Source organism: Rathayibacter sp. AY1F9 (assembly GCF_002932155.1).
Classification (GTDB): Bacteria; Actinomycetota; Actinomycetes; order Actinomycetales; family Microbacteriaceae; genus Rathayibacter.
On record NZ_PSVA01000017.1, the window covers coordinates 61,352 to 76,036 of the forward strand.

Genomic DNA, 14,685 nt, shown 5'->3' on the forward strand with positions numbered 1-14,685 from the left:
CCTGCGCCCCCGCGCACCGACCCCAGGGAGACCCGATGAAGTACATGCTGATCATGCGCGCGACCGATGCGGCGAAGGAGGCCTACGCCTCCATCCCGTTCGACGAGATCATCACCCGGATGGGGCAGTACAACGAGGCGATGATCGAGGCGGGCGTGCTGCTCTCGGGCGACGGCCTGGCCGACGACGTCGCCTCCTCCGGCTTCGTGGTCGACTTCTCCTCCGAGCCGCCGACCGTCGTCGACGGCGCCTACGGCCCGACCGAGTCGCTCTTCAACGGCTTCTGGATCATCGGGGTCGACTCGAAGGAGCAGGCCCGCGAGTGGGCGCTGCGCTGCCCGCTGGTGCCCGGCAACCGCCTCGAGGTGCGCCGGATCACCGACGAGAGCGACTTCGCGGAGTTCGCCGACAACGAGTACGTGCAGAAGGAGGCCGGCTGGCGCGAGGACGAGGCGGCGCGCGCCTCCGGGGACTGACGCGGCGGCGGGCGTCACGCCTCCGTGACGACGCCCGCCTCGACGTGCCAGTGCCGCGTCAGCTGCACCGTCTCGAGCATCCGCCGGTCGTGGGTGACCAGCAGCAGGGTGCCCTCGTACGCCTCGAGCGCCTCCTCCAGCTGCTCGATGGCGACGAGGTCGAGGTGGTTGGTCGGCTCGTCGAGCACCAGGAGGTTCGTGCCGCGGGCCTGGAGGAGCGCCAGGGCGGCCCGCGTCCGCTCGCCCGGCGAGAGCTCGCCGACGCGGCGGCCGACGTGGTCGGCCTTCAGCCCGAACTTCGCCAGCAGGGTGCGGACCTCGGCGGTCGGCCACTCGGGCACCAGCGCCTCGAACGCGTCCGCGAGCGGCACCTCGGCGGCGAGCATCCCGCGGGCCTGATCGATCTCGCCGATCGCCACGCTCGCTCCGAGGGAGGCGCCGCCCTCCTCCGGCTCGGCGCGGCCGAGGAGGAGCGACAGCAGCGTCGACTTGCCGGCGCCGTTGGGCCCGGTGATGCCGATCCGGTCGCCCGCGTCGACCTGGAGCGACACCGGCCCGAGCGTGAAGGCGCCGCGGCGGGCGACCGCGCCGTTCAGCGTCGAGACGACCGAGCTCGAGCGCGGGGCGCTGCCGATCGTGAAGGCGAGCTGCCACTCCTTGCGCGGCTCCTCGACCTCCTCGAGCCGCGCGATCCGGCTCTCCATCTGGCGCACCTTCTGCGCCTGCTTCTCGCTCGACTCCGCCGAGGCCTTGCGGCGGATCTTGTCGTTGTCGGGGGCCTTCTTCATCGCGTTGCGCACGCCCTGGCTCGACCACTCCCGCTGGGTGCGGGCGCGGGAGACCAGGTCGGCCTTCTGCTCGGCGAAGTCCTCGTACTTCTCGCGGCGCTGGCGGCGCGCGGTCTCGCGCTCCTCCAGGAACGCGTCGTAGCCGCCTCCGTAGACCCGGTTGGTGCCCTGCGCGAGATCGAGCTCGAGCACGCGGGTGACGCTGCGGGCGAGGAACTCGCGATCGTGGCTCACGAGGACCGCGCCGCCGCGGAGCCCGCGGACGAAGGCCTCCAGGCGCTCCAGGCCGTCGAGGTCGAGGTCGTTGGTCGGCTCGTCGAGCAGCACCACGTCGAAGCGCGAGAGCAGCAGTGCCGCGAGGCCGACCCGCGCCGCCTGCCCGCCGGAGAGGGAGGTCATCGTCGAGGAGGCGGCCGCGGCGCCGAGCGACAGGCCCAGGTCGGCCAGGACGACCGGGGTGCGCTCGTCGAGGTCGGCCGCGCCGCTCGCGAGCCAGCGGTCGAGAGCGAGGGCGTACCGGTCCGCGATCGAGCCGTCGGGATCGGGGTCGGCCAGGGCGGCGGCGGCGGCGTCGAGCTCGGCGGAGGCCTCGGCGCAGCCGGTGCGGCGCGCGATGTAGCCGGCGACGGTCTCGCCCTCGCGGCGCTCGTGCTCCTGCGGCAGCCAGCCGACGAAGGCGTCGCCCGGCGAGAGCACGACGGAGCCCTCGAGCGGAGCCGTCTCGCCCGCGAGGATGCGCAGGAGCGTCGACTTGCCGGCTCCGTTCGCCCCGACGACGCCCACCACGTCCCCGGGGGCGACCGTCAGGTCGAGTCCGTCGAACAGGGTGCGGTGCGCATAGCCTCCGGAGAGGCCCTTGGCGACGAGGGTGGCGGTCACCGGTCCAGCGTAGGCGCGGGCGACTCGCTAGACGGCCTGGTGATCAGCCGGTCTAGGATGTGCGGATGAGCGACACGAGCCTGCGGAGCGGCGCCGGGTACTGGTACCCGGACGAGTCGTCCACCCGCCGCGCTGTCGAGGTGCTGAGCGCGATGCGCACGTACCGCGTCTCCGAGGTCTCGATGCGCCGCCGCACGCGTGAGCGGATGGCGATGGGCGAGACGGACCTGATCGCCATCCAGTACCTGCTCCGCCAGCAGCGCAAGGGCGAGCTGGTGACCGGCAAGGACCTGGCCTCGCACCTCTCCATCTCGTCCGCGTCGACCACGGTCCTCATCGACCGCCTGGTCCGCAGCGGCCACCTCGTGCGCAAGCCCAACCCGACCGACCGGCGCGGGATCGTCGTGGAGGCGACCGTCGACAGCGACGACGAGGTGCGCGCCACGCTCCAGGAGATGCACCGCCGGATGCTCGAGATCGCCGAGGACCTGGACGCACCCGAGGCCGAGGTCGTCGTCAACTTCCTCCGCCGGATGAGCGCGGCCGTCGACGAGATCGACGCGGAGCACGGCGACGGGCACGATACGGACGAAGTGGACGACGCGGAACCCTCCGCAGCCAAATAGCTAGACGGACTAGTAATAAGCCGAGGGGCCTATAGTCTGGCGGCATGGGTCAATTCCTCTACGGCACTCCTCCCGCCGTCATCGAGATCGAGGACCGGACCCTGGCCCACCTCCAGATCGTGATCTACGCGAAGTTCCGCCGTGACGAGCGCTTCAGCCTCACCCTCGACTCGATGCCCGAGGGCGCGCGGGGCCGCCACTCCTTCTGGATGAACCCGAACATCGCCCTGCAGTTCCACTTCGCGGGGAGCCGGCAGCCGACGATCAACCCGACCTGGGTCGAGCTCCTGATGGACGCGGCGAACAGCGGCGGCGGGCTGCGCCTGCTCCCCGAGCCCCCGTCGTGACCCGGTCCCGGTGAGGCCGACCCGGCCCGGACGACCGCGGAGCTCCCTGCACGACGGTGGATCCGCAGCACCGGCCTCCTGCGACAGCGCACGTGCCCCCGGCCGCCCCGTCTCCTAGGGTGGAGCGGGCGCCGCGGGGCGCGCGGAGGGCGGGGGACATGCGCAGGACGGTCATCGGAGCGACGGCACTGGCCGGGGTGCTCGCGCTCGCGGGGTGCTCGGCGCCCGCTCCGGCTCCCACGGTCACGGTCACCGTGTTCGCCACGGCGACGCCGACTCCAGTGCCGGACCCGACCGTCACGGCGGCGCTCCCGCAGGCGACGGCCACGGTCTTCGCACCGGTCCCCGAGGCGACGGTCACCTTCACGCCGAACGCGACGCCGGACATCCCCGAGACCGCCTTCGCGGTCGACAACGGCGCGGTTCCCGGGGCGAACGGCGAGCCGACCCGCGATGGGGAGGGGGACATCGTGAGCTACACCGTGGTGCAGGGCGACACGTTCTTCGACATCGCGCAGCGCTTCGGGATCCCGGTGCAGCAGCTGCTCCGGATGAACCCGACGATCGCCGGAGCCGGCGAGGCGGTCTACATCAATGCAGTCATCAACCTCGACGCGAGCACGCTGGGCTGAGCGGAGCGGCGAGCCGCGGAGGCGGTCGCCCGGAGCGACCCGGCTACTGCGACTTCGGCAGGACGTGGAACGCGACGGCGAGCGATCCCGAGATCATCAGGATCCCGCCGACGAAGAGGAATCCGGCGATGTCGGGCAGCAGGAACGAGTTGCCGAGAACGAGGATCCCGCCGAGGAACAGCACGAACGAGAGGAGGACGCCCAGACCAGTCATGCCCTCATCGTACGCAGGTCACGGGAGCAGGAGGTCCGCGAGCTCCTCGGCGCCGGACACCAGCGCGATCGTCCCGACCGCCTCGAGCGGCGATCCGTAGCCCCACTCGACCATGATCGTCGGCACGCCGTGGGCGGCGGCGCCCTGCACGTCGTGCTCGCGGTCGCCCACCATCACCGGCGCCGAGAGGTCGACGCCGAGCTCGCGGAGCCGGCGCAGCGCCTCCTCCACGACGTCGGCCTTGGCGCTGCGGACCTCGTCCTCGGAGGCGCCGCAGATCACCGTGAAGTACTGCGCCAGTCCGTAGTGCTCGAGGATGCGCGTGGCCGCCGACTCCGGCTTGGAGGTCGCGAGCGAGAGCGGCACGCCGGCCTCGGCGATGCGCGCCAGCACCTCGGGCAGCCCCGGGTAGACCGAGGAGTCGAACAGCCCGCCCGCGTTGTAGCGGCGGCGGTAGACCACGAGCGCGGCCTGCGCCTCCTCGACGGTCATCCCGCCGAGCTCGCGGAACGCCTCGAGCAGCGGAGGGCCGACGTAGGCCAGCAGCTCGGCCGGAGCGGGCACGGGGCGGCCCAGCTCGACGAAGGTCTCGACGAGGGTGCCGGTGATGCCGGGGGCCGAGTCGGTGATCGTGCCGTCGAGGTCGAACAGGATGCAGGACCAGGTGCCGGCTCGCGCGTCGAGGCCGGTGGCGGCGAGGGTCGTGTCGGACATGGCGGGCTCCTGACCTCGGAGGACGGGGTGGCGCCGGCGCTGCCCCGCCGGGGGCCACACTCTACGGCCGTTCGGCGTCCAGAGCCCGTTCGACGAACGAACGGGTGACGACCTGGGCGATCGAGCCGGGGTCGAGCTGCACGGCGACGAAGTCGGCGGTGCGGATCAGCGCGAAGGCCTCGCGTCCGGGGAGGACCAGCATCTGCACCCGCGGATGCTGCTGCCGGGGGACCGCAGTGCGCACCTCGTCCGTGGAGGTGAACAGCGGCAGGACCTGCTCCCCGGTGGTCGTCGCGACGGTGCGGACGTGCGGCACGCCTCCGGGCTGGGAGCCCGTGACGTCGACCACGAGGGAGCCGTCGAGGCAGGCCTCGAGCAGCCGGTCGACGGCCTCGGCGGTGGGAGCGGCGACGAGCGCCTCCAGTGCTTCCCGAGCCTCCGCATTGCGGTACGGACCGGGTCGCGCCGGGCGTGCAGGGGGTCCGCCTCGTCGTGCCATGACTCCACGCTAACGAAGACCGGGGCGTGATCGGAATCGCCGGGACCGGTTCCCGGGAATGCGCGCGATCGGTGTCCGGAATCGTTACGGCCGTCTGCGGACACCGTGTCCTCTATTCGACGGCTGGTGGCGAACAGCTCGATTCAGCCGTGATTGCCTCCGCTTATCCTGAACATTCCCCTCGACATGGCGCGAGAAAGGGACGAATGGCGCCATTCATGGCGCACTCGATTGTGAAAGGGGGTAATGTCTCTCCCGGTCCGGGTCGAGACAGTCCGGTCCCGCGAACTCCAGGAGGAAAAGTGGCCCAGAAGATCACGCTTGTCGACGATATCGACGGAACCCTTATCGATTCCGGTGACGGCGGTACCGTCCGCTTCAGCATCGAGGGCGCCAACTACGAGATCGATCTCGGCCCCGACAACATCGCCGAGCTCCACTCGGCGCTCGAGAAGTTCGTCTCGAGCGCCCGCCGCGTCGGCTCGCGCCCCGCGGCCGCCACGAGCGTCGCGACCGCCTCCAAGAGCGACCCCAAGCAGCTCAAGGCCATCCGCGAGTGGGCGAACGCCAACGGCCACCCCGTCTCCGACCGCGGACGCATCCCCTCCGAGGTCCAGGCCGCCTACCAGGCCGCCCACAAGTAGCGGCCGCCGGGCTCTCGGCCCGGTGAGACGCCGCATTCCCGGGCCTCGCGCCCGGTGAGCGGAAGGCCCCCGTGATCCGATCGCGGGGGCCTTCGCCGTGCCTGTCGCCGTGCCTGTCAGAACAGGCGCGTGTGGGAGTCGTCGGTGCCGCGCATGGCCTCGTAGTCGAGCACCACACAGCGGATTCCTCGGTCCTCGGCGAGAGTCCGCGCCTGCGGCTTGATCTCCTGAGCGGCGAAGACTCCCGTCACCGGGAAGAGGTGCGGATCGCGATTCATCAGCTCGAGATAGCGGGTGAGCTGCTCGACTCCGTCGATCTCGCCGCGGCGCTTGATCTCGACGGCGACGGCGGCTCCCGAGGAATCGCGGGCGAGGATGTCGACCGGGCCGATCGCGGTCATGTACTCGCGCCGGACGAGAGTGTGCCCCTCTCCGAGGAGGCCGATCTGCTCGGCGAGAAGGCGCTGGAGATGCGACTCCACTCCGTCCTTGACGAGTCCCGGATCGACGCCGAGCTCGTGCGCCGAATCGTGCAGCACCTCGTGGATCGAGACGACGAGAGCGTCGCCGGTCTTGCGGTGCGCGACGGTCCACTGCTGCGTCACTCCCGCGGCGCGCGCCTCCCCGTCGGGCTCGCCCGTGATCAGCGTGCAGGGCGGGCTCATCCAGTTCAGCGGCTTGTAGGAGCCGCCGTCGGAGTGGATGAGGACGCTCCCGTCGGCCTTGACGAGCAGGAGGCGGGTGGCGAGCGGGAGGTGGGCGCTGAGACGGCCGGTGTAGTCGACGGAGCAGCGCGCGATGACGAGACGCACCCGTCGAGGATAGACGGCGCGGCTCCGGCGGGCTCCCGGCTCAGCGCGCGGCGACGGGAGGCCGGCGGCCGAGCGGAGGAGCGGGCGGCGGCACCGAGAGCGAGGCGCGCAGCGCGACCGCGAACTCGGCCGGCGCCTCCGCCCACGGGTGGTGGCCGCTCGACTCGATGACGGCCAGGCTCGCCTGCGGCAGCAGCGCGGTGAGCGCCTCCAGAGCGGCGACGCCCGTCACCGGATCGTCCTCGCCGCCGAGGACGACCGCGGGGCAGTCGAGGCGCTGCAGAGCGTCGCGGATCGCCGCGGTGTCGTCGGAGCCGGCGGGAGTCGTGTGACCGGCAGCCCGGTCGTCGATCCCGAGCCAGGCGGTGCCGGGGGCGATCAGGAGCAGGTGGGCGACGCGCTCGGGCGCGTCCACGGCGGCGAGCAGGACGGCGCGGCAGCCGGAGTCGTGCGCGGCGAGATCGAGCTCGTCGACGCCGAGGTGGCGGCGCAGGTCCTCCACGTCGGCGGCCGTCGTGGCCGGGGGAGCGGGAGGCAGCTCCGCGGAGCCGCCCACTCCGCGCGGGTGCAGCACGAGGACGCGGCGCGTGCAGGCGATCGAGGCGAACGAGCCGAGGTAGGAGGGGTGGCGCTCCGGCTCGCCGGGGACGACCACCAGGGGCCGCCCCTGACCGGCTCCGTGCTCGTCGACGTGGAGCAGGGCGCCGTCGCGCGCTCGGTACCGCATCCGCTCCCCCTCCGCCGCCGTCCTGGGAAGCCTAGGGGGAGGCGCGTCGGGGCGCCCGGGCCGCACGGGGGCTTGCGGCGGCGTCGAGGGCGCGGCGGTCAGCTCCGTCGGCTGCGGGCGGCGGGGGAGGCGAGCCCGGCCACGACCACCAGGGCCAGAACCAGGAAGAGGGCGTTCAGCAGGCCGTAGTGCTCGCCGAGGAAGCCGATCGCCGGCGGTCCGACCAGGAACGCGACGTAGCCGAGCATCGCCACCGCGCTGACACGGGCGGCCGAGTGCGGCCCCTCCGCCGCGGCCGACATGCCCACCGGGAAGCCGAGCGAGCAGCCCAGACCCCAGGCGACTGCGCCGACGACGACGAGCGCGTCGACCGGGGCGAGGATGAACAGCAGGATGCCGACGATCGCGAGCCCGGCGGAGGCGCGCAGCACCGGGACGCGGCCGAAGCGGTCGAGCACGGGTCCGCCGATCACGCGTCCGACCGTCATGGCGGCGACGAACACGCCGAACACGACGGCGGCGGTCGTCTTGTCGGTGCCGTGGCCGTCGACCATCGCCAGGGTCAGCCAGTCGTTCGCGGAGCCCTCGGCGAAGGCCATGCCCAGCATGATCAGGCCGATGAGGACGAGGCGGCCGTCGCGCCAGACGCCGAGGGAGGCGGCGACGCGCTCGCGGACCGGCGGCTTCACCGTGGTCGCCGCGCCGGAGGTGTCGAGCTCCTCGCGGACCGGGACGAAGCGGATCGCGATCACCGCGGTCACGGCGATCACCACGGCGATCGCGCCGAGGTGGACGGCGACGGGCACGGCCAGGGCGGAGGCGCCCGCGCCGATCAGCGCGCCGGCCACGGTGCCGAGGCTGAAGAAGGCGTGGAACAGCGGCAGGAGCGTCTTGCCGAAGGCCTTCTCGTTGGCCGCTCCCTCGACGTTCATCATCACGTCGACCGCTCCGTTGCCGAAGCCGAGCATCGCCATGCCGGCGAAGGCCGCGGGGAGGACGCCGATGACGTCGGCCGAGACGCCCAGCACCGCGAGGCCCGCCGCCGAGACGGTGAGGCCGAGCGCCATGCCGCGCCGGGCGCCGATCGCGCCCATGACCGGCGTCGAGAACGCGAGTCCGACGATCGCGCCGATCGACATCGAGAGGATCAGCAGGCCCACTCCGGCGGTCGAGAGCTGGAGCTCGTCGCGGATGGCGGGGGTGCGCGAGACCCAGGTGGCGATCGAGATCCCGCTGAGGACGAAGATCGTGAAGACGGCGTTGCGCCAGGCGACCAGCTGCGGGCGCGTGAGCGCGGACGTCGAGGTCATGGCGGTTCTCCTGGTGCGGGCGGGATCCGGACACCGGATCGAGAGGCACGGTCGAATCGATTCGAAGCGAGCCGGTCTAAGCTATCCGGAACCCCGGGGCCGGTCAACCGACGACGAGTGCGCCGCCCCCACGAGGAGGAACGTGGAACCCCGCAAGAGCCCCCGGCCGACGCTCGCCCGCGTCGCGAGCCGGGCCGGAGTGTCCCCCTCCACCGCCTCGCTGGTCTTCAGCGGCTCCGGCCCCGTCTCGGAGGCCACGAAGGAGCGGGTGCTGCGCGCGGCGTCCGAGCTCGACTACGCCGGCCCCGACCCGCGGGCGCGCTCGCTCCGCCGCGGCCGCTCGGGGATCGTGGGGGTCGTCGTGGACGAGCGGATGCTGCACGCGTTCCGCGACCCGATCAAGATCGCCATGCTCGACGGGATCGCCGACGTGCTCGGCGGGGTCGACGCCGGGATCCTGCTGCTCACCGAGACCGGCGACGGCGCGGGCCTGCTGGCGACGGCCCCGGTCGACGCGATGATCCTGGTCGGCTGCAGCCCGTCGGTCGACGACTCCGTCGCCGTGCTGCGCCGCCGGGGGGTGCCGGTCGTCGTGGTCGAGGGCCTCTCGGAGCTGGGCGGCGCCGTGATCTCGCTCGACAACCGCGAGGCCAGCCGCACCCTCGCGGAGCACCTGCGCGAGCTCGGCCACGAGCGGGTCGCGGTGGTCGCGCTCCCGTTCGCGAAGGACCGCCGCCGCGGCGCGATCCCGCCCGGCTGGCGCTCGAGCCCCAGCATCACTCCGGTCGACCGCCTCCTCGGCGTGCAGGACGTCTTCCCGGAGGCGTCGGTCGTCGCCGCCGCGGCGAGCTCCGTCGACGAGGGCGTCGCCGCGGGCCGCACGCTGCTCGAGGGGGCGGAGCCGCCGACCGCGGTCGTCGCGCAGAGCGATCTGCTGGCCGCGGGCGTGATCCTCGCGGCGGAGGAGCGCGGGCTGCGCGTGCCCGAGGACCTCTCGGTGGTCGGCTTCGACGGCGTGCAGGTGCCCGGTCTCGCGGCCGAGTACGACCTCACGACGATGGCCCAGCCCGCGGTCGAGAAGGGCCGTGCGGCGGGACGGGCCGCGGTCGCGCTCCTGGCCGACGAGGAGGCGGAGGCGGTCTGCTTCCACGCCGTCTTCCACCGCGGGAACACCAGCGCTCCGCCGCGCTGACCGGAGTTGTCCACAGGCTTCTCCACAGGGGAGGAGCGCGATCAGCGGAGCCAGACGTCGCTGCGGACCCGGAGCCCGAGGGTGACCGCGCGGGCGCCGAGGAAGCCGACGGCGAAGGCGAGCCAGAGCGCGAGGAGGCGCCATTCGGCGGGCGCGGCGGGGGCGAGCAGGGCGAGCGGGACGAAGACGGCGAGGTTCGCGAGGCCGCTGAGCGCCAGGTAGCGGCCGTCGCCGGCGCCGATCAGCACGCCGTCGAGCACGAAGACGTAGCCGCCGAGCGGAGCGGTGAGGCCCACGACGGCGATCGCCGCGGGCAGCAGCCGCAGCACCTCCGGGTCGCTCGAGAAGACGTACGGCAGGACACCGCTCAGACCGGTGACCAGCGCTCCGAGCACTACTCCTGCACCGATTCCCCAGGTCACACAGCGTTTCGTGACGGCTCGGGCCTGCTCGGCGTCGCCCGCGCCGAGGAGGCGGCCCAGCAGCGCCTGCGCGGCGATCGCCACCGCGTCGAGGGCGAAGGCGACCGTCGAGAACAGCGTCATCGCCACCTGGAAGGCGCCCAGCTCCTCCGCCCCGAGCGAGGTGGCGGTCGCGACCGCGAGCAGGATCGCCGCGCGGAGGCTCGCTGTGCGCAGCAGCATCCAGCCGCCGGATCCCGCGGAGGAGGCCAGGCCCGCGAGGTGCGGCCGCAGCGGCGCGCCGACCCTCCGGGCGAGCCGCAGCGCGACTCCCGCGTAGGCCGCGAGCATGGCCCACTGCGCGATCACCGTCCCCAGTGCGGAGCCGGTTATCCCCAGGCCGGCCGGGTAGATCAGCACGGCGTTGAGAGCGGCGTTGAGGGCGAATCCGCCGGCGGCGATCACCAGCGGAGTGCGGGTGTCCTGGAAGCCGCGGAGGAGCCCGGTGAGCGCGAAGACGCCGAGCATGGCGGGGATCCCGGCCATGCTCACCGCCAGGTACCGCACGCCCGCCTCGGCCACCGCCGGTTCCGCGCCGAAGAGCGCCACGACGGCCGGAGCGGTCAGCGCGCCCACCACGGCGATGCCGGCGCCGAGGAGCAGGGCCAGCCAGCCGCCGTCGATCCCGGCCGCCACGGCCCTTCGCTCGTCGCCCTCGCCGAGGGCCCGGCCGACCCGCGGAGTCGTGCTGTATGCGAGGAAGACCATGAGGCCGACGATCGTCTGCAGCACCGTGCCGCCCAGCGCGAGCCCGGCGAGCGGGACGGCGCCGAGATGGCCGACCAGGGCGGAGTCGGTGAGCAGGAACAGCGGCTCGGCGACCAGCGAGCCCAGCGCCGGGACGGCGAGCCGGAGGATGCTGCGGTCGAGGGCGGAGGTCACCGCTCGACGCTAGCGGCTGCCGCAGCTCCGGGACGGGCGTACCGTGGGCGGGATGCAGCGCTTCGGGATCGGGCTGGCGGCCGTGGGCCGGCCGGCGTACATCACGGCAGGGCGCGACGACGACCTCGGCCCCGCGGCCGAGCGGAGCGTCGACGCGCTGCGGGAGCGCACGCACCTGCTGCTCGACGCGGCGTGGGACGCCGGCGTCCGCTTCCTCGACGCCGCGCGCTCCTACGGGCGGGCGGAGGAGTTCCTCGGCGGCTGGCTCGCCCGGCATCCGGAGCGGCGGGCGGCGCTCACGATCGAGTCGAAGTGGGGCTACGAGTACGTCGGCGGGTGGGCGATGGATGCGCCGGTGCACGAGCGCAAGGAGCACTCGGTCGCGATGCTCGACCGCCAGTGGCCGCTCACGCTCGACGCGCTCGGCTCGGCGCCCGACTCCTACCTCGTCCACTCGATCACTCCCGAGAGCCCCGCCCTCACCGACCGCCCGCTGCTGGACCGACTGCGCGGCCTCGCCGGCTCCGGAGTGCGCGTCGGCCTCTCCACCAGCGGACCCGAGCAGGCGCGCGTGATCGAGCTCGCCCGCGCGATCCCGGAGTCGCCGTTCAGCGCGGTCCAGAGCACCTGGAACCCGCTCGAGCAGTCCGCGGGCCGGGCGCTCGCCGCCGCGCACGACGACGGCTGGCTGGTGGTGGTCAAGGAGGCCCTCGCCAACGGGAGGCTCGTGGCGCACCCGATCGAGCACGCCGGCGCCGCGCCGGACGCCGTCGCCCTGGGGGCCGTCCTCGCGCAGCCCTGGGCCGACGTCGTGCTGAGCGGCGCGGCGACTCCGGAGCAGCTGCGGGCCAACCTGCGCGCGCAGCCCCGGGAGCTCCCGGACCTCCCGGCGCTCGCCGTGGATCCGGCCCGCTACTGGGCCGAGCGCTCCGCTCTCGACTGGACCTGAGAGCACTCGAACGAAGTGAGGCGTGCGCTCCGGCGCCGCACGGGATAGCGTTCCTCTCAGCGCCCCGTCTGCCCTCTCTGCGAGGGCTGGCGCGCGGATCGGCCCTCGTGATATCCCCCGAGGGGATCCGCCCCGGCCCGCCACCCCTCTTCGAGTGCGGGCGAATCGAGCTTCCGGTTCTCAGGCGATCCGCAGGTTACGGGCGGGGCGACGGCAGTGCCAGAGGAAGCGGGGCGCGCGGGCTTAACGGGGGGTGACGCATCGGCGGGCTATTGCCGGGGAGGCCGGACGGCCGTGGTCCGAGGGGTCGATCCGGATGGCGCACTCGAGGAGCTCGGCGCTCCTCCACAGGGCGCGGATCAGCGCGGGCATCCCCGGGAACGATCGTCACGATCCCGAGCCCTCAGGACTCGGAGCCCCGCCGCACGCGGAGCCGCGTCTCCTCGAGGTCGAGCAGCGACTGGGCGTCGCGGAGGATGCGCTGCGGGTAGGCGCGGCGCGAGCGCGCGTCCAGCAGCGCCTCCCGCTCGGCCGCGACCACGGCGAGGCGCAGCGCTCGGTAGAGGCGGTGCGGAGTGTCCGCGACCGACCTCTCCGTGCCGCGCGAGCGCTCCCAGGCGGCCTCGGAGCGGAGGAACGACGTCTGCCGCACCCGCTCCAGGACGTCCGGAGCGACGCCGTCGGCGCCCTCGACGGCGTCGCCCGGGCGCTCCAGCACCGAGAGGCCCTTCTCGGTGATCTCGTCGAGCAGGCCCGCGAGTGCGCGCTGGTCCTCGGGCACGTCGATCCCGCGGATGCCCAGCGCCCGGATCAGCAGCGGCAGCGTGCTGCCCTGGATCAGCAGGGTCGCGACGGCCACGGTGAAGGCGATCAGCACGAGCTGCGGGCGGTAGGGGATGTCCTCGGGCAGCGACTGCGCGGCCGCGAGGGTCACCACTCCGCGCATCCCGGACCAGCCGAGCACCAGACCGCCGCGCCAGCCGATGCCGTTGCGGCTGAAGTGCCGGTAGTCGCTGCGCCGCAGCAGGTAGCGCCGCTTCGCCCGGCCGCGCTCCTCCTTCGGCAGCTCCTGCGCCTCGGGCGACTCGAGCAGCTCCTTCTGCTCGCGGGCCCGGCGCTCGGCCCGGCGGGTCTGCCAGCGCTCGCCGAGGAGGACCGGGCCGACCCAGAGGAAGCGCACGACGATCAGCCCGACCACCGCGATCAGGCCGATCCCGACCGCTCCGGGCACGGAGAGGCGTGCGCTGTCGGCGTCGTGGATCAGCGAGCGGATCTCGAGCCCGATCAGCAGGAACACGCCGTTCTCGAGCAGGAACTGCACGGTCCGCCAGTTGATCCGGTCGTTCACCCGCGACTGCGCGGTGAAGGCGCGGGAGGAGGCGTGCCCGGTGTGCAGGCCGGCGACGACCACGGCGAGCACGCCCGAGGCGCCCAGGCCCTCGGCGGGGATGAACGCGACGAAGGGGACGATGAAGGAGAGGACGGTGTTGAGCACCGGGTCCTCGAGCCGCGAGCGGACGAAGACGGTGACGACGCTGGCCACGAACCCGACCACGACGGCCACGACGACCGCGTAGAGGAAGTCGCCGATCGCGGCCCACGGCGTCGCGAGCGTCCCCGCGGCGGCGGCGAGGGCCGAGCGGAGGAGGACCAGCGCGGTCGCGTCGTTGATCAGCCCCTCGCCCTCGAGCAGGGTGAGCAGCCGCGGCGGGAGGCCGAGCCGCCGGCCGACCGAGGTCGCGGCGACGGCGTCGGGCGGGCTGATGATCGCGCCCACGGCGATCGCCAGGCCCAGCCCGAGCTCGGGGAGGAGGAGGAAGAGGAGCGCGCCGACACCGGCCGCCGAGATCAGCACCAGCACGACCGACAGGCCGGTGATGGTGGTGAGATTCCGGCGGAAGTCGATGAACGGGACGCTGAGCGCCGCCGCGTACAGCAGTGGCGGCAGCACGCCGTCGAGCACCCACTCGTGCGGGACGACCACCTCCGGCACCCCGGGGATGTACGAGAGGCCTACGCCGGCGAGCACGAGGACGATCGGGGCGGCGACGCCGAGGCGCCGCGAGAAGACGGCGACCGCGACGAGGACCGAGACGCCGACGATCGCGGCGATGCCCAGCTCCATCAGCGGAGGCTCTCAAGGGCGCAGAAGGGCATGGTCTCGTCTCCAGGGGGTGGCGGGCGATCGCCCGGGACGAGTCTGCGCCTCTCGGCGGATGCGGGGCAGGGGGTTGCGAGCACCCGGCGTCCCGCGCCGGGGTCAGCCGTCGTCGCGAGCGGCGCGGCGGTCGAGCAGGCGGGCGAGCGCGAGGAGGAGCGCCATGGCGCCGAGCGCCGCGACGGCCAGGGCGAGCGCGGCGCCGGGCTCGAGCGTGATCCCGCGCTCGACGACCTGCGCGCGCAGCACCGGGTCGGCCGAGACGACGAGCAGGCCGATCGAGGCGGCGGCGAGGACGAGTCCGTAGAGGACGGCGCCGACGCGGATCCGCGTCGGCGCCGTCCTCTACGGACTCGTCCTCGCCGCCGCCTCGAT

Annotated in this window: 17 protein-coding genes; 7 read left to right on the forward strand and 10 right to left on the reverse strand. The window is 73.5% G+C overall.

Features of this window, described 5'->3' with window-relative positions:
- Nucleotides 1-35: 35 nt before the first annotated feature.
- Nucleotides 36-476, forward strand: a complete 441-nt coding sequence (locus C5C37_RS11715; protein WP_104222630.1) for a YciI family protein — start codon at nucleotides 36-38, stop codon at nucleotides 474-476.
- Nucleotides 477-490: 14 nt separating this feature from the next.
- Here the strand turns inward: C5C37_RS11715 and C5C37_RS11720 are convergent, their stop codons facing one another.
- Nucleotides 491-2,143, reverse strand: a complete 1,653-nt coding sequence (locus C5C37_RS11720) for an ABC-F family ATP-binding cassette domain-containing protein (RefSeq protein ID WP_104308167.1) — start codon at nucleotides 2,141-2,143, stop codon at nucleotides 491-493.
- A gap of 65 nt (nucleotides 2,144-2,208) precedes the next feature.
- On the opposite strand from C5C37_RS11720, the gene C5C37_RS11725 reads away from it, so the two are divergent.
- From C5C37_RS11725 to C5C37_RS11735, 3 genes are all read left to right on the forward strand, one after another.
- On the forward strand, nucleotides 2,209-2,769 hold the full coding sequence (locus C5C37_RS11725; RefSeq protein ID WP_104225759.1) for a MarR family winged helix-turn-helix transcriptional regulator: 561 nt from the start codon (nucleotides 2,209-2,211) through the stop codon (nucleotides 2,767-2,769).
- 44 nt (nucleotides 2,770-2,813) lie between these two features.
- Nucleotides 2,814-3,116 carry an ATP-dependent DNA ligase gene (locus C5C37_RS11730; RefSeq protein WP_104225758.1) on the forward strand — a complete coding sequence of 101 codons (303 nt, stop codon included), beginning with the start codon at nucleotides 2,814-2,816 and terminating at the stop codon, nucleotides 3,114-3,116.
- Nucleotides 3,117-3,274: 158 nt separating this feature from the next.
- The gene (locus C5C37_RS11735) at nucleotides 3,275-3,748 is read left to right on the forward strand and encodes a LysM domain-containing protein (protein ID WP_104222627.1); all 474 of its coding nucleotides are present in this window, start codon (nucleotides 3,275-3,277) and stop codon (nucleotides 3,746-3,748) included.
- 43 nt (nucleotides 3,749-3,791) lie between these two features.
- On the opposite strand, the gene C5C37_RS17545 is transcribed toward C5C37_RS11735, so the two are convergent.
- From C5C37_RS17545 to C5C37_RS11745, 3 genes are all read right to left on the reverse strand, one after another.
- Nucleotides 3,792-3,962 (reverse strand): hypothetical protein, encoded by a 171-nt coding sequence (locus C5C37_RS17545; RefSeq protein WP_181127412.1) that lies wholly within the window; start codon nucleotides 3,960-3,962, stop codon nucleotides 3,792-3,794.
- A gap of 18 nt (nucleotides 3,963-3,980) precedes the next feature.
- Nucleotides 3,981-4,676, reverse strand: coding sequence for an HAD hydrolase-like protein (locus C5C37_RS11740; RefSeq protein WP_104222626.1), 696 nt, complete (start codon nucleotides 4,674-4,676; stop codon nucleotides 3,981-3,983).
- A 61-nt stretch (nucleotides 4,677-4,737) separates the two neighbouring features.
- The gene (locus C5C37_RS11745) at nucleotides 4,738-5,175 is read right to left on the reverse strand and encodes an SseB family protein (protein ID WP_104222625.1); all 438 of its coding nucleotides are present in this window, start codon (nucleotides 5,173-5,175) and stop codon (nucleotides 4,738-4,740) included.
- A gap of 302 nt (nucleotides 5,176-5,477) precedes the next feature.
- Between C5C37_RS11745 and C5C37_RS11750 the strand changes: the two genes are divergently transcribed.
- On the forward strand, nucleotides 5,478-5,819 hold the full coding sequence (locus tag C5C37_RS11750; RefSeq protein WP_104222624.1) for an Lsr2 family protein: 342 nt from the start codon (nucleotides 5,478-5,480) through the stop codon (nucleotides 5,817-5,819).
- Between the two features lie 116 nt (nucleotides 5,820-5,935).
- Here C5C37_RS11750 and nucS read toward each other — a convergent pair whose 3' ends face one another.
- From nucS to C5C37_RS11765, 3 genes are all read right to left on the reverse strand, one after another.
- Nucleotides 5,936-6,631 (reverse strand): endonuclease NucS, encoded by a 696-nt coding sequence (gene nucS, locus C5C37_RS11755; protein ID WP_104225757.1) that lies wholly within the window; start codon nucleotides 6,629-6,631, stop codon nucleotides 5,936-5,938.
- A 40-nt stretch (nucleotides 6,632-6,671) separates the two neighbouring features.
- Complete coding sequence (locus tag C5C37_RS11760; RefSeq protein WP_104308166.1) at nucleotides 6,672-7,358, reverse strand: alpha/beta fold hydrolase; 687 nt, start codon at nucleotides 7,356-7,358, stop codon at nucleotides 6,672-6,674.
- Nucleotides 7,359-7,456: 98 nt separating this feature from the next.
- The gene (locus tag C5C37_RS11765) at nucleotides 7,457-8,668 is read right to left on the reverse strand and encodes an MFS transporter (RefSeq protein ID WP_104225755.1); all 1,212 of its coding nucleotides are present in this window, start codon (nucleotides 8,666-8,668) and stop codon (nucleotides 7,457-7,459) included.
- A gap of 142 nt (nucleotides 8,669-8,810) precedes the next feature.
- On the opposite strand from C5C37_RS11765, the gene C5C37_RS11770 reads away from it, so the two are divergent.
- Nucleotides 8,811-9,860 (forward strand): LacI family DNA-binding transcriptional regulator, encoded by a 1,050-nt coding sequence (locus C5C37_RS11770; protein ID WP_258059316.1) that lies wholly within the window; start codon nucleotides 8,811-8,813, stop codon nucleotides 9,858-9,860.
- A gap of 41 nt (nucleotides 9,861-9,901) precedes the next feature.
- On the opposite strand, the gene C5C37_RS11775 is transcribed toward C5C37_RS11770, so the two are convergent.
- On the reverse strand, nucleotides 9,902-11,203 hold the full coding sequence (locus C5C37_RS11775) for an MATE family efflux transporter (RefSeq protein ID WP_104222620.1): 1,302 nt from the start codon (nucleotides 11,201-11,203) through the stop codon (nucleotides 9,902-9,904).
- Between the two features lie 52 nt (nucleotides 11,204-11,255).
- Between C5C37_RS11775 and C5C37_RS11780 the strand changes: the two genes are divergently transcribed.
- Nucleotides 11,256-12,152, forward strand: a complete 897-nt coding sequence (locus tag C5C37_RS11780) for an aldo/keto reductase (RefSeq protein ID WP_104225753.1) — start codon at nucleotides 11,256-11,258, stop codon at nucleotides 12,150-12,152.
- 403 nt (nucleotides 12,153-12,555) lie between these two features.
- On the opposite strand, the gene C5C37_RS11785 is transcribed toward C5C37_RS11780, so the two are convergent.
- The gene (locus C5C37_RS11785) at nucleotides 12,556-14,277 is read right to left on the reverse strand and encodes a sodium:proton antiporter (RefSeq protein ID WP_104225752.1); all 1,722 of its coding nucleotides are present in this window, start codon (nucleotides 14,275-14,277) and stop codon (nucleotides 12,556-12,558) included.
- A gap of 135 nt (nucleotides 14,278-14,412) precedes the next feature.
- Entirely contained in the window at nucleotides 14,413-14,559 is a 147-nt protein-coding gene (locus tag C5C37_RS17550) for a hypothetical protein (RefSeq protein WP_181125774.1), read from the reverse strand.
- Nucleotides 14,560-14,685 lie beyond the last annotated feature (126 nt).